This is a genomic window from Neorhizobium sp. USDA 3394 (assembly GCF_056280385.1).
On record NZ_JBWCDU010000002.1, the window covers coordinates 1,208,548 to 1,222,443 of the forward strand.

At 59.8% G+C, this 13,896-nt stretch carries 13 protein-coding genes; 7 read left to right on the forward strand and 6 right to left on the reverse strand.

Annotated features, from left to right (window positions below; translation table 11 throughout):
* The first annotated feature begins 458 nt into the window (after window positions 1–458).
* Entirely contained in the window at window positions 459–1,412 is a 954-nt protein-coding gene (locus tag ACZ9EJ_RS27365; protein WP_046641794.1) for an NmrA/HSCARG family protein, read from the forward strand.
* Between the two features lie 2 nt (window positions 1,413–1,414).
* On the opposite strand, the gene ACZ9EJ_RS27370 is transcribed toward ACZ9EJ_RS27365, so the two are convergent.
* Window positions 1,415–2,350, reverse strand: a complete 936-nt coding sequence (locus ACZ9EJ_RS27370; protein WP_046641795.1) for a LysR family transcriptional regulator — start codon at window positions 2,348–2,350, stop codon at window positions 1,415–1,417.
* 89 nt (window positions 2,351–2,439) lie between these two features.
* Here ACZ9EJ_RS27370 and ACZ9EJ_RS27375 point away from each other — a divergent pair, with 89 nt between their 5' ends.
* Window positions 2,440–2,793, forward strand: a complete 354-nt coding sequence (locus ACZ9EJ_RS27375) for a winged helix-turn-helix transcriptional regulator (protein ID WP_251090929.1) — start codon at window positions 2,440–2,442, stop codon at window positions 2,791–2,793.
* A gap of 80 nt (window positions 2,794–2,873) precedes the next feature.
* Here the strand turns inward: ACZ9EJ_RS27375 and ACZ9EJ_RS27380 are convergent, their stop codons facing one another.
* Both ACZ9EJ_RS27380 and ACZ9EJ_RS27385 read right to left on the reverse strand, forming a co-directional pair.
* Window positions 2,874–4,241, reverse strand: coding sequence for an enoyl ACP reductase FabMG family protein (locus ACZ9EJ_RS27380; RefSeq protein ID WP_046641796.1), 1,368 nt, complete (start codon window positions 4,239–4,241; stop codon window positions 2,874–2,876).
* 324 nt (window positions 4,242–4,565) lie between these two features.
* Window positions 4,566–4,916: an ethanolamine utilization protein gene (locus ACZ9EJ_RS27385; RefSeq protein ID WP_476100185.1), complete on the reverse strand. Its 351-nt coding sequence runs from the start codon at window positions 4,914–4,916 to the stop codon at window positions 4,566–4,568.
* A 285-nt stretch (window positions 4,917–5,201) separates the two neighbouring features.
* Between ACZ9EJ_RS27385 and ACZ9EJ_RS27390 the strand changes: the two genes are divergently transcribed.
* Window positions 5,202–5,714 carry a YidB family protein gene (locus ACZ9EJ_RS27390; protein ID WP_046639964.1) on the forward strand — a complete coding sequence of 171 codons (513 nt, stop codon included), beginning with the start codon at window positions 5,202–5,204 and terminating at the stop codon, window positions 5,712–5,714.
* Between the two features lie 74 nt (window positions 5,715–5,788).
* On the opposite strand, the gene ggt is transcribed toward ACZ9EJ_RS27390, so the two are convergent.
* Window positions 5,789–7,381: a gamma-glutamyltransferase gene (gene ggt / locus ACZ9EJ_RS27395; protein ID WP_046639963.1), complete on the reverse strand. Its 1,593-nt coding sequence runs from the start codon at window positions 7,379–7,381 to the stop codon at window positions 5,789–5,791.
* A 617-nt stretch (window positions 7,382–7,998) separates the two neighbouring features.
* Here ggt and ACZ9EJ_RS27400 point away from each other — a divergent pair.
* Window positions 7,999–8,496, forward strand: a complete 498-nt coding sequence (locus ACZ9EJ_RS27400; RefSeq protein WP_052764571.1) for a MarR family winged helix-turn-helix transcriptional regulator — start codon at window positions 7,999–8,001, stop codon at window positions 8,494–8,496.
* Window positions 8,497–8,584: 88 nt separating this feature from the next.
* Here the strand turns inward: ACZ9EJ_RS27400 and ACZ9EJ_RS27405 are convergent, their stop codons facing one another.
* Window positions 8,585–9,400 (reverse strand): FAD binding domain-containing protein, encoded by an 816-nt coding sequence (locus ACZ9EJ_RS27405; RefSeq protein WP_046639962.1) that lies wholly within the window; start codon window positions 9,398–9,400, stop codon window positions 8,585–8,587.
* 17 nt (window positions 9,401–9,417) lie between these two features.
* The gene (locus ACZ9EJ_RS27410) at window positions 9,418–9,909 is read right to left on the reverse strand and encodes a (2Fe-2S)-binding protein (protein ID WP_046639961.1); all 492 of its coding nucleotides are present in this window, start codon (window positions 9,907–9,909) and stop codon (window positions 9,418–9,420) included.
* A gap of 855 nt (window positions 9,910–10,764) precedes the next feature.
* Here ACZ9EJ_RS27410 and ACZ9EJ_RS27415 point away from each other — a divergent pair.
* The 3 genes from ACZ9EJ_RS27415 to ACZ9EJ_RS27425 all read left to right on the forward strand — a co-directional run bounded on the left by ACZ9EJ_RS27415 (window position 10,765) and on the right by ACZ9EJ_RS27425 (window position 13,889).
* The gene (locus ACZ9EJ_RS27415) at window positions 10,765–11,043 is read left to right on the forward strand and encodes a hypothetical protein (RefSeq protein WP_046639959.1); all 279 of its coding nucleotides are present in this window, start codon (window positions 10,765–10,767) and stop codon (window positions 11,041–11,043) included.
* Window positions 11,044–11,550: 507 nt separating this feature from the next.
* Entirely contained in the window at window positions 11,551–11,805 is a 255-nt protein-coding gene (locus ACZ9EJ_RS27420) for a hypothetical protein (RefSeq protein WP_046639958.1), read from the forward strand.
* A gap of 761 nt (window positions 11,806–12,566) precedes the next feature.
* A complete protein-coding gene (locus ACZ9EJ_RS27425; RefSeq protein ID WP_046639956.1) occupies window positions 12,567–13,889 on the forward strand; it encodes a type II toxin-antitoxin system HipA family toxin in 1,323 nt (440 codons plus the stop codon).
* Window positions 13,890–13,896: the final 7 nt, after the last annotated feature.

The following is a 13,896-nucleotide window of genomic DNA, read 5'->3' on the forward strand; positions in this document are numbered from 1 at the left end:
CCCAAAGGAAAATACGACGAACGTTTTAATGTCCGGCAACTCGGGGCGGACAAATCAAACTTGCAGCGAGACTGTGATCAATTCACTCGAGGAGGTCATTCCGAGACGAGCAGACGCGTTCGCATATGCGTTAATGTGCGTTGACGCATATGCGTCAACGCCTTGCTGCTGTATCGTTTAGGTCATTGGCTTGCGGAGATCCAATTTCCGGCCGTTTTTCGGTCCGGGGCGTAGAGACAGACGCGCGCAGCGGCCGCTCATTCCCTCGCCGTCACAAGCCCTCCCCGCGCCCTACGTATCTATCCGATAAACGGAATAATGTAATTCGGTGACCGCACATAGTGTCCTCCCGTCCTATAGGCTACCTCGTTGGTATCGACAGGATTGGATCAAGGTACGACCCGGTCCTTTTTGAATGACCACAGCCATTGGGATGAGAGTTCTGATCGGAGACAGCCATGATGCTACATGAAAAACCATTGATCGCAGTCGTCGGAGCGACCAGCAAGCAGGGGCGGAGCGTCGCAACGACGCTTCTCGGCAGTCAACGCTTCCGCGTTCGCGCGCTGACCCGCAACAGCAATTCTCCAGCCGCTCGCGCGCTGAAGGGTCTGGGCGCGGAGATCGTGAACGTTCCCCTCGAACTGGGCCACACGAAGGAATTTGTGCGTGCCTTCGAGGGAGCTTCCGGCGTGTTTCTGATGACGCCTCCCGTCGCGCCGCCTGATACGAGCGAGGCGCCCCTTGGACGGCAGTTGGCCGATGCTGCCGTCACGGCCGGCGTTCAGCATATCGTCTTCAGCACGCTCGAGAATGTTGAGTGGATTTCAGCCGGGGCAAAATATGCGCCACATTTCACCGACAAGGCGAACATTGCCGACTACATTCGTGGGCTTCCCGTCTCGCATTCCTTCGTGATGCTTGCCTTCTTCTACACGAACCTGCTGGAATATTACGTCCCCCGCTATGATGGTGACACACTGCTGTTGCCGATCTACCTTCCGGAGAATTTCCGCGCACCCTTCGTTGATCCACTGACAGCCACAGGCCCCGTCGCGCTGGAGATCTTCTCCAATCCGGCGCTTTATGACGGCAGGACGCTTCCGATTGTCGGCGACATGATCTCTCCGCGCGAGATGGTCGAAACCTTCCAGCGGGCGACGGGCATCAAGGCCGAATACAGCAATGCCTTCACGCGCGACGGACTGCTGGAGAATTTTCCGGCCTTCGCCGATAACGAACTGCTGGTGCGGGAGCTTCTCGGCATGGTCGAATATGCCGTTGAATACGGCTATTTCGGCAAGGATCATGATCTTGAATGGAGCCGTCGCCTTGACCCAGGAACGTTAAGCTGGGAACAGTTCCTGAGAACGACAGGATGGCGGGGGAGCCGGCAATCTTTCGGCATTTAGGTTCAAGCGTTCGCCAGCCGGCGCGGCGTAATACCCGGCAGCTTCCTGACTTCGTCGACGAGAAAATCGACCAGCAACCGCACACGGGCAATGCCGGCCCGTTCCGGGACAACGAGCAGACTGACGGGAACAGCATCGAGGTCGTATTCGTCGAGCACGGTTTCGAGCTTGCCGGCATCGAGCAGATCCTGAACAAGCCAGAGGTGCGCCGGCGCGATGCCGCGACCGGCGGCAAGAGCGGCCCGGGCGGCCAGTCCATGGTCCACACGCAAGGTCCCACCCACCGGCACCATCAGGCGTATCCCGTCCGGCGCAGACAGAATAAGATGATCGCTTCCAGCGACGTTGGACATCACGATGCCGTTGTGTTGGGTCAATTCCGCTGGGCGCGCCGGCCGCCCGTGGCTGGACAGGTAGTCTGGCGACCCTACGAGTTTTCGGCAGCTTTCACCGATCGCGACAAGCTTCATAGCCCCATCGATGACAGGCCCCAGTCGTAGCGCGATGTCCACGCCCTCGCGGGTGAGATCAATGCGTTCGTCGGTGAGATTGAGGTCTATCCGGACATCTGGATGCCTGTCCTGAAAAGCAAAGATCATGCGTGTGACATGCATGACACCGAGCGCCGCGGTACAGGATACGCGAACGGCGCCGACAGGCACGTGCCGGGCATCTCTTGCCTCTTCCGAGGCTTGTTCCACAAGCCGCAGGATCTGCAGGCAGTTCGTGTAGTACCGGCTGCCTTCCTCTGTCAGCGTGACGCGCCGAGTGGTTCGACCAAGAAGGGGAACGCCGACCGCTTCTTCAAGTTCGTTTATATGACGAGTGACGGTCGACTGCCCGATACCGAGCTCCCGTGCCGCCGCTGAGAGACTGCCGCGTTGCGCAACACGAACGAAGGTCCGCATGCGATCCAGGGAGAGGCCTCGGTCATCCATTTTTTGGCAGAATTCCGCTCATGCCGCCTTGTAAACAGCAAATCGCTTGTTGGCCACAGCCATGCAGTCTGATCAGCGCAGCATGAGTGATGATGCAGACCTGCGGAGAGTTCGGCAAGCGCCATTACCGTCCACTGTTCGCCCGGCCGGTCAAGCTCCGCAGTCTTCATGATCGGGTGAAGCCGCAGGGCTCGATCGCGGCCTCTTTGCGAACAACCCCGGCCCCTGTCACACGGGTGCTGTTCATGCTCGGGCGACGGTGGAGGCTGCCAATCCTGTTCGGCCTCTTCGCGGAGCCGTCGACGCGGACGTCGCAATTGTTGCGAGACACGCCGGGTATCTCGCAGAAGATGCTGACGCAGCATCTGGGGGAGTTGGAAGCCGACGGCCTAATCGCACGACAGGATTTTGGCGACAGCCGCCACGGGATGAATACCGCCTGACGGACAGGGGTCGCGTGCTGATGCCGGTCTTGATCGATACGAGAATTCTCGCGGGCGCCAGCGGAAAAATCGGGCTAGCGTCAAGCGATTTCGAGTGATGAGGATGCGGTCATCGAAGCGGCGGTTTCCGGTTGATTGTAGGAGGCATTCAGCCGACGCGCCACGATATCGTGGTTGAGCCACTGGACAGGCCCCGATGGGTTCGAGGATTCGCCAAAAATAAGCTGCCCGGTCGCCTCGACCACGAGTCCGCTCAGATGGTCGCTGATCATTGCCTTTGAGCCACGGTGCATGGCGGTAATTTCATTGGACGTGCCGATAGTCAGATCGGCCTGTGCCTGGCTATTTGCCATCGGCCAGGCCGAGAAATCATAGAACGGGCGCATGACCTCGCTGGCCTGCATGGCGGTGATTCTGCGGAAGACATCATCCATGGTGAAGCCGTCCGCGAGAAGATGCTGGCATGCCAGCCACTGCTCCTCTGCCCATCGCCCGCCGTTCTCCCTCTTTAGCGCAAGTAGCAGCGGGATCAGCGGCAGCTCGATCCCGGTGAATACGTCGGAGGAATTCGTTCGGATTTCGGGACAGTTATAGACCGTAGCCTTTACACCCGTGGCCCAGGCATCCTCCGCGATACGCTCAAGCCTCATCTTGGCATAGCCTTGAGTATAGTTCGTGTAGGTCTGCCAGCGATAGCTCCCGTCGATGAGAATTGCCGATCCGTGGTAGCCGTAGGCCGTATACCGGACCTGCCCACCCGAGGCCTCGACACGCTCACGGATGGCCGCACTAAAGTCGATGAGGTGTCGGTAGGTGTTTGCGGAGACGTCATCGAAATTCTGCAGGATGAGCTTGCCCATATCGCTGTCGATCAGCATCTGCGACGACATATGACGGCTTCCGCGTCCCTTGTAGATTCGATTGGCGACGGCGAGGAATACCTTCGCCTTCGGGATGCCTCCAGCCATCGTGTGGGCAAAGAATACATTCCGACCGCCCACAATCATGCCGTCGAGAATGGCCATTACATCGGAAAGAGCTTTTGTGAACCGCTTGGTGCCAATCGCCCGGCATTGCGAGACGTAATCCCAGTCAAGCTTTTCCTGCTGCCAATTCTCGAGCGTCATCGCAGCGAGCAGGTCGGTCGGAGTCGGACCGCCTTCGGGCGCGTCGAGATCGAAACCGGCCATCAAAGGAATGTTGATGATCCTGCCACCCAGCCTGGACTCGGCCGCTGACAACTCCTCGGCGTTAAGCGGACGCAAAAAGTTGTTCTCGTCGCGCCGTCCAACGGTAATACCGACGATATCCATGCCAGCCTTGCGGGCTTCATCCAGCAAGCCTGTGGCGTATCCGCGTCCGAAAAGCTCACCGAATAGCACGAACAGGTCGCCCTTTCGGAAGACGGTATTTTCGGACAGGCGGTTCAATGCGACCGGGTTTTCCATACGTTCGGCTCTTTGGTTTACATGTCGCCGCGTGATGATTCGAACGACTTTGATTGTCACAAGACCGCGGCGGCACGGAAAAAGGAAGTCATTTTGAATGACCGTTCATTTCAAAACGTGATGACGGTGGTGTTGTTTCGGTCTCCTTGGCTCGAGCCGCATGGGGTATTTCAACCGCCCGGGCATGGTTTGATTTGCGACGGCGCGCAGATATGTGCAAATTGAACGTCAGATCGCGGGGACAGGTTTCGCCGAAATGGTGCCGGGGGCGGCGCTTCCTTGGAAGCGCTCCCCAGTTCGTCGGCAATAGCTGAGCCGATGATTCTAGTCGTGAACTTCCGCCCAGTGGGGATATGTCACGTAGGCTGTGAGCGCTCCCTCCCCCTGCGTCGTAATCGTTACCGCCTCACCCTTGGGCATATAGACGATCTCGCCCGGACCTGCCGTGACGGTGCCAGCTCCCGTGGAGACAGCGAGCCGCCCTTCCAGAACGATCATGACGTCATCGACTGCCATGGTTTCTGTGAGCGACTGGCCCGGAGCGTACCGGCCGTAGCCGATGGTGATCGGCCCGCCGTTCTTCTCGTCGACCAGGTTTCCGACGAAGATATCGGCATGCTGTCCCGGAGACCTGACCAAATTCGCGTCGGCGATATTGAATTTCTGGACTTTCATCGCTTTTCTCCAGTTTTTTCGACGGAGGTAGTGCGGCTGACGAGGTCGCCAAGGGCGACACCAACCAGCAGACACGCATATCGACCAAGGGGTGCCTTATTCCCGGCAGCCGACAGGGACGCTTCATGGAGATCGGGGAAGCGACGAACCATCCTCGACCATCTAGAAGACGATCGACGACGTCATGCACACCCTAGAGCGAGATGGCTTCTCGTTCATCATGATATCTCATGCGGAACCACAGCCGGGATGGCCCGTTTATCGCAGAGATCAAGGAGACCAGACATGCCGAGCGGATCACTCAAAGCGCTTCTCGCCGTCCTAGCGGTCGCAGGATATCAGAACCGCGACCGGATCGCCGAAATCCTAAAGGGCGTAGCAGAGCGCCAACGGACACCGTCGGGTGAAGCGACACAGGGAAGCGCGGCGAATGCAGCCCCAGGATCGGATAGCGGTATCGACGACATTCTTAACAGGTTGCGGACAGGCGGGCTTGGAAGCTTGGTAAGCGGTGGCAGCATCGGGTCGATACTGAACGGCGGTTTGAGCGACCTGCTAGACCAATTTCGACAGGCCGGGCAGGAGAAGAAAGCTGAGTCTTGGGTCAAGCCCGGGGCGAACGATCCGATCAATGACAGCGAGCTCGCTGCAGCGCTGGGACCAGACGTCCTGCGAGATATTGCCACGCGAACCGGCATGTCAGAAGCGGAAATCCTAAAGCGCCTCTCCGAGAACCTACCCAATGCAGTGGACGGCCTCACGCCGGAGGGAACGGTTCCGCCTGCATCCGCCACTTGACCCTGAGACAGGCCCCTAGCGCTTTTGCCGCGACGAGAACATCAACTCGGTGGGCAGTGCCCCCTGCCTACCGCTTAAATGCCGAGAGCCATGCCATCCTTGCGAGGGTCGGAGCCGCCTTTCAGCACGCCTGTTTCCCAGTCGATCCAGATCGCCTGGGCGCCGCCGATTGCCGATTCCGGCGCCTTCACCTCGAAACCGCGCCTGGTGAATTCCGGGCCGATCGTGTTGCGCAACCGGGCTTCCATCTCGACCTGGTTGGTCCCGGGCAGCGGGAAGAGGCGCGGCAGTTCGATGGCGCTCTGCAGGTCCATGCCGTAATCGAAGACTTTTGAGAGGAAATGGGCGTGGCCCATGGCCTGATACTGGCCGCCCATGACACCGAAGGGCATGACGGCGCGGCCGTCCTTCGTCACCATGCCGGGAATGATCGTGTGCATCGGCCGCTTGCCCGGCGCAATGGCGTTCGGATGGTGCGGATCGAGCGAAAAGCTGAGGCCCCGGTTGTGGAACATCACACCGCTCTTCGGGTCCATGTGGCCGCTGCCGTAGACGAAGAAGATCGAATTGATGAAGCTGATCGCATTGCGGTCGCTGTCGACGACCGAGAGATAGATCGTGTCCTTGTGCGGCACTTCGTCGAAGGGCGGCAGGTCCGCGATCGCCTTGTCGGGATCGATCATTCCAGCCAACTGCCTGGCAAGTTCGTCCGAGAGCAGGTAATCGACCGGCACGTCGACCTTGGCCGGATCGGCGAGGAAACGATTGCGCGCCGCGTAAGCCAACCGCGTCGCCTCGACCTCGACATGCAGGCGCTCAGGTGCCAGCGGATCGCCTTTGCCCGGAAAATGCGACAGGATGTTGAGGATCATCAGCGCAATGATGCCCTGGCCGTTGGGCGGGCATTCGTGGATTTCGTGGCCACGGAACGTCGTCCTGATCGGCGTCACATATTCGCCTTTGGCATTGGCGAAATCTTCCAGCGTATGCAGCGCTCCGATCCCGTTCAGGTAGCTCACCATGCCTTCGGCGATCGGGCCGCGATAAAAAGCGTCCCTGCCCTCCCGGCCGATCGCTTCGAGCGTATCGGCGAGCTGTTTCTGATACTGGACCGAACCCGCCGGAGGCGCCTTGCCGTCGATGAGGAAGACACGGCTCGCAGCCGGATCGTCCTTCAGGATCTCCGCTTGGGCGGCAAGATCGTGCGCCGTGCGCGGCGGCAGAACATAGCCGTCGCGGGCCAGCTTGATGGCCGGCGCGAGGATATCGGCCATCTTCATGCGGCCGTGATCGGTAACCAGCCGCGTCCAGGCATCCACCGCACCTGGCACGGTGATCGTGTGGGGCGAGGTGCGGGTAAGGCTGGTGACGCCGAGCGAACGCAGATGTTCGACGGTTGCGGCAGCCGGTGCCCGGCCTGACCCATTATAGGCCAGCACCTCGTCCGTGCCGCCGAGCGAGAGCAGAGCGAAGCAATCGCCGCCGATGCCGGTCGAGCCGGCTTCGACGACGCACTGTACGGCGCAGGCGGCAACCGCGGCATCCACGGCATTGCCGCCGTTGCGCAGGATGTCGATGGCGGTGAGCGTCGCCAGCGGCTGGGAGGTGGCGGCCATCGCGGTGCGGCCGACAGCGAGCGAACGGCCGGGTAATTCGAAATCTCTCATGTCACTCTCATCAGCGATAAATCGGGCTCAAGGCCCTGTGGCGGCACAATATTTTCATCAACAGACCATGCCCCGCGCCCGGTATCAAGCCATTGGATCTTTAATTTGAAATGTCTAATTCAAGGCAGGAAATCATTAACCTTTGCGGACCGTAAACCGGTTCAAAGGGATATTGCGGGCTTGCTGCGCGTTGACGGAGGCTGGCATGGAAAGAGTGTCATGAACAGTATCCCAGCCCTCCTGCTGGCCACCGCGTGCCTGATCATCATAGGCTTTTACGCGGTCGCCTTCGTGACCGCCCTGATCGGGTGATCACCTTTCAAACCTGACGCCCGCCTCCAACGTGCCATTTTAATGGCGGGAGGCGGGCTTGAAATACCGGGCCGATTCTGATCGCTTTCCAGGTAATGTTCGTCGCCGTCGCGGCTATCATCGCAACCTCGGCCGTCGTACCGGTTCAGGTCGCAAGTGGTGCGGCGACAGCCATATGCCCCTCGCTTCGCTTGTCCTCTACCAGCTTTTGTCGGACAATCGGCCGAAGCAAGGTAGTTCGATATCAAACCATCTTGCTGCGCTCCCCCATTCCCATTAGTTTCCGTAGGGGGAGGAATGCAAAAATGGCGGCGGAAACATCGACGCGGCCGGACGCGCATACGGCATCTGCGGACGGCGAGATGCTTGTCCCGGCCATGTTTCGAAATCTGATCGGCTATCATCTGCGGGTGGCCCAGGAGACGTCCTTCCAGGCCTTTGCCAGGGCCGCGGGCAAGGCGGATCTGAAGCCCGGGTGGTATTCGCTCCTGACGGTACTTGCCGAACGGGAGAGCATGACGCCGTCAGAACTCAGTCGCATCTGTGGCCGCGACCGCTCGACGCTCACCTCCAGCCTGAAGGCCTTGTCCCGCCGCGGGCTGATCGAACGGCGGCCGAACCTCGCGGATCAACGCAGCTACAGCGTCAGGCTCACCGAAAATGGCCGCCGGATGCAGGAACGACTGCACGCGATCGGCGTCGTCTACGATCGTCGCCTTGACGAGATCGCCGGCAAGGACAAGGCGGTTCTGATCGCCGTGCTCGGGCGGATCGCCGCGACCTTCGGCCCGCCCCAGGATTGAAGATGCTGTAATGCGGTTGCGCGACCTGCCGCGATGTTTCCGGCCGGCAAGTCGCCCCGCCGGCCTTTCGGTAACAGGGCATCTGCCCTCAGAGAATATGCGTGCCGCCAAGGTTCTGCACTGCGCGGCGGGTCATGACGGCGACGAGATGGGCGCGGTAGTCGGCCGGCGCATGCATGTCGCCCATCATCCGTGATGCGTCTATCGTCAGGCCTTCCAGCGCTTCGGCCGAAAAGTTCGCGGTCAGCAACTCCTCTGCCTCGATCCAGCGGAATACCCCATCGTTGCCGGCGCCGGTGATCGCCACGCGGATATGGCCGTCGCGATGTTTGGATACGAAGGCAGCGGCCATCGAATAGCGCGAGGCCGGATTGCGGAATTTCGCATAACCGGCGACTTCCGGGATCCTGAACTCGATGCGGACGAGGATTTCGCCTGGCTTCAATGCGGTCGTGTAGAGGCCCTGGAAATAGTCGTCGGCCGGAATTTCGCGGCGGTCGGTATGGATAACGGCATCGAGCGACAGCACGGCGGCGGGATAGTCGGCAGCCGGGTCGTTGTTCGCGGTCGAGCCGCCGATCGTGCCCATATGGCGCACTTGGACGTCGCCGATCGAACCGGCGAGGCCTGAAAGCGCCGGAATGGCGGCCTTGACCTCCTTGGAAGCGGCGACCACGGCATGTTTGGCCGCGGCGCCGATGATCACTCTGTCGGTGGTCACTTCGATCCCGGAAAGCTCCGGAATGTTGCGCAGGTCGATCAGATGCGCGGGCGCCGCAAGCCGGCTCTTCAGCGTCGGGATCAGCGTGTGGCCGCCGGACAGATAGGAAGGCTCGTCGGAATTGGCGTAGAGTCCGACGGCTTCGGCAAGAGTCTTCGGCTTGTGGTAGGTCGTTGCGTACATGACGTGAGCTTCCCCGCTTATTCGGCCGCGACGGCATGCGCCGCGCGATGCTTTTCGGCAGCATCCAGTACGGCCTTGACGATGTTGTGGTAGCCGGTGCAGCGACAGATATTGCCTTCGAGTTCGTGGCGGACGGTATGCTCGTCGAGCATGCCGTCATGACGGCGGATCATGTCCACCGAGGCCATGATCATGCCGGGTGTGCAATAACCGCACTGCAAGCCGTGATGTTCGCGGAAAGCCTGCTGCACGTCATGCAGCTTGCCGCCTTCGGCCAGCCCCTCGATCGTCGTCACCTGGGAACCGTCGGCGGCGACGGCGAGCACCGTGCAGCTTTTGACGGCCACGCCGTCGAGATGGATCGTACAGGCGCCGCACTGGCTGGTGTCGCAGCCGACATGGGTACCGGTGAGGCCGAGATGTTCGCGGATGAACTGTACGAGCAGCGTCCGGTCTTCGACCTCGCGCGTCTGGGGCGTACCGTTGACGGTGATGGTGATGCGGGACATGAGCCCCTCCTGTTAAAATCTGGCGGCGAGAGCCGCAATGGCAATGACGGCGACGATGCCGCCGCAATATGGGGCATACGGCTGAAATGCCGCCCGGCCGTTGCCGCAGGCGCGACAGCCGGTCCGGCAGCTTCGGAGCCGCAGGGAAAATAGGTGCCGATGGTGCAGCTGACATGACTGGCGCGGCAACAGCCGCCGTCGCAATAGCCTCCGCTACACCGGCATCGGCAGTATGATCAACCATCACGGCGCGCGTCGCAAGCTGTTCGAAGACCTCGTCGGTGAGTTTTTCGGTGGGACCAGTCAGTCGCAGCCCGGCTTCCGATCAGGCATCAGCTTTTCCGCGGAGACCGACAGGATCGGCGTCGGTGCGAAACAGGATCATGAGTTCGCTGCGGCATGGAAACGGATGCGGGAGACCGGAGTGATCACAACAGCCGACATAACGAACAGGACGAGATCATCCTGGGAACAGGGCAGACGCGCTTGGCAGGCCATCGAAGAGTATAGGAGAAAAACACTCCGTATCCAGCCAACGACGACAGCACGGAATGACGTCGGATAGAACCAGCGAACACCAAGTTAAACCTCTCCTGAAGCTGGGGGGAGCCCTCGCAGAAGGAAGCCCGCCGAAGCGGGCCGAGATGAGAGGCACGTCTGCAGTATTCTGCGACGCAGCGCGGCTAGGTGAAATCCTGAGCGATGGAAGGGCGCCCGCTACGTTAGTTCTTCGGACTGCGACTGACGTCAAACGCTCCGCCTCGTAAGCCGATATCTCTTCGCCCCCCCGATTTTGGGAGTTCCCCCGCTGCCCGGGCAGCTATACGTTTGGGGTGGCTCTCTGAGGGAGACAGAATGGAATTGGTTGTATTTGGCTACCAGATCGTGCCGGGTCGTGACGAGCCATTGGCCTTTGCCGGGTCCTATGAGGAATGCCAGCGCGAAGCCCTGTCAGAGCGTGTAGAGCTTCGGCGCAATAACCCGGATATCGATCCACTCGGAGCCATGGCAATCTACCGCTTGACCCTGGCTTGGCCCGACAATGACCGGCTGCTTTCCGTGCTGAATGAGAAGACCTCGCTGCTCGATGTGATTGTTTTCGATCGCAAGCTTGTGGGTCTGGTGGCCAACTGAATGAGCAGACCTGCGCAATCCGGCAACACCTCGACGCCATCCGACCACCTTGCCGAAAGCTACCTCACCTTGCCAATTTGCAGCATAAAACTCACCTCGTGATATCGCGTAAGAGACAATCCTTCTGCTTCTCACCGGCGCAGATGCCGCACTTCCCGTCGGATGGCCGCAATAAGACGGCGCTATTGTCGACATGCTGAACGCATATCGCGCACAGGCGCTCGCCAGCGATAAGACCAGGTGTCGAGAACTCTTCAAGCTCCTGCATTCGAAAACGCAGGACACGGCTCCATTTGATCGGTGCGTGTGACTGAAGAAAACGGGGCGCTTTGTGATGTGGCCATTCCTTCAGCAAATCCTTGAAAAAATCGCTGTTGACTCATTCCAGGATGAGAACATAATTAGAACGAGACCTTCGTCGCGGGCGGCTATCCACATGTTACCCACATGCTTGACCGCGCCTCGGCTTGAAGGAGTTATTATGCCCGCAATTCAGAAGGTGCTGCTATGATCCGGTTTTCCCCCGCTGAAGCGGTATCGCGCGAGCCCATCAAAACGACGATCCCCCCGGTCGACGTAACCATTCCGCCGCGGGGGCCAATCCTGGAGCTTGAGCCTACGCCGGAGGCCAAGCCTCGCCCCAAATCAACGAAGCCGCGGCCTCCGAAGAAGACAACGGCGCCGGCCGCCGAAATCGTTCCCCAACTCGATCTGCAGGTAGGGATGGGCTTCGAGGACAAGAAAAAAGGCCACGATGACTGAGATCGATGACGGAACCCGGCACCTGGGAGAACCGATATGCGCCGCCTGTGGTGGCGGCCTTCAACACGACGGCGGCAATCCCCAGCCTGAAGACATCGCCTCCTGCGACAATGCCAATTGCGGCAACTCCGCGACCTATGCTGGAGTCGCCGCAGATTGCCAAGCCTCGTCCGGCTAATATATATGGACTTCTATGCTCAGCGAATGGCCCTAGGTGGCCCGACCGGCGGAGCACTAGCCAATTGGAAGGCTCGCGGCGAGTTTGTGGGGAGCCGAGGATTCGCCCGCGGCTGGCGGCCGGCGTATGGGCGCAGTGAGGAAGACACGAAGACCCGATGAAGTCGCCGACGCTTTTAGACCATCGAGGGCGGAAGTGAAAGTGATCTGCGAAGACTAAGACATCCTGGAGAGCCTCGATGGGGCCTGCTCTTCGACCAGTATGGTGATGCCGGCAAGCCGCATTCTTGGCGATCTGTGCAAAGCCTCGGGCTGCACCCGCTCAAAGGATGGGTTCTATAACCGCTGTAGCCTGGTCTCCTATTTCACTCACGACGAATGGATGGCGGGCAAGCGTGTTGACGCCCGTGCTTGGCTTTTCGCTGATGCCGTTCGCCTGCGGTAGCGCCGTCAGAGGCCCGCCTCGGATCAGATGCTTTAACCGTGTCGGTAGCTGGCAGTTCTGACCGCAATTATTCAACCCACTCTGATGGGTTGAATAATCTTGAAAAACGCATTATTTGAACCATTGAAAGGGTTATTTAATGCGCCTGACGCTCCAAACCCATTTTGACGGTGAGTGGCATCACACCGCGACACTGGAACTAAAGGACGACGCGGCCGGCTTCCAGGGCGCGTCCATAGTCGATTACGATCTAGACTATTTCGTCACCGTGGCGTCGGCGGAATTTGCGGCCGGAAAAACGATCCGCGACCATCGCGCCTTGTCCGTCCGTTATCCTGTCGATCTCGAAAATCGATATAGCCGCAGCTGGCCTCCTTTCCTGTTGGATCTCATGCCGCAGGGACATGCAAGGCGAAAGCTTGCCGAGCATCTCAGTCTTGCTGAAGGCTCGCGCGCTTCTGATCTGCCGCTGCTTCTGCGATCGGCAACGGGCGGCATAGGCAATATCCGCATCAAAGAAGCGGCAGACGCCGAAGCCGAACGACTGCGCGGTGTTGAGCGCCAAGGGGTTACAGAGGCGGAAATCCTTGAGCGGTCTGATCGCTTCACGGAAGTTGCCGATCACTTTGGAATGCTCGCCTCCGGCTCAAGCGGCCTGCAAGGCGAATGGCCGAAGGTCTCGATGACACAGGCGAATGACGGGCTCTACTATCCTGACAGCTTCGTGACCGATGAGGAGGCCGTGCGCCACGTCATCGTCAAACTCGTCCGCAGCAACGAGCCTGTGGACCGCCTGATTCTCGAAGGCGAATCCTTCTATTCGCGGATCGCTCAAGAGATCGGTCTTAATGTCAGCGAACCATCGACCTATGCCGAAGGCGTCCTGATCATTCCCCGTTTCGATCGGAGGAGGAAGGAGGGCGGCGGAACCGTCCGGCTTGGCCAGGAAAGCCTTGTATCCGCGATCGGCGTTGCCGATTTCGGCCATGTCGGCACACATGAGGCCTATATCGACGTTCTGCGCCAATACTCGGCCGATCCCTTCCCAGACATCGTCGAATACCTGAAGCGCGACATCGCCAACCTCGCGCTTGGCAATCCCGACAATCACGGCCGGAATTCCGCACTGAGCAAGCATCAGGACGGGACGATCCGATTGTCTCCGCTTTTTGATTTTGCGCCTATGAGGCTCGCCCAAGAGGGGATCGTCCGCTCCACCCGATGGGCGATGATGCGTGACGGCGGTCGCGATCATCTGCCCGATTGGAAACGCATTTGCGCCGGACTAATGCCTGATCCTGATGAACGGAAAGCGCTCGCGGCTCAGCTTTCCGAGTTTGCCGAACATCTGCGCCAGGTTCCGGCTATGGCGAAAGATTTGAGAGCGTCGCCGGAGATTCTGGGCCGAGCGTTGGGGCGCTGCATCGAGATAACAGACAGCGTTCTGGTAGCATGCCACTGATGCAGAA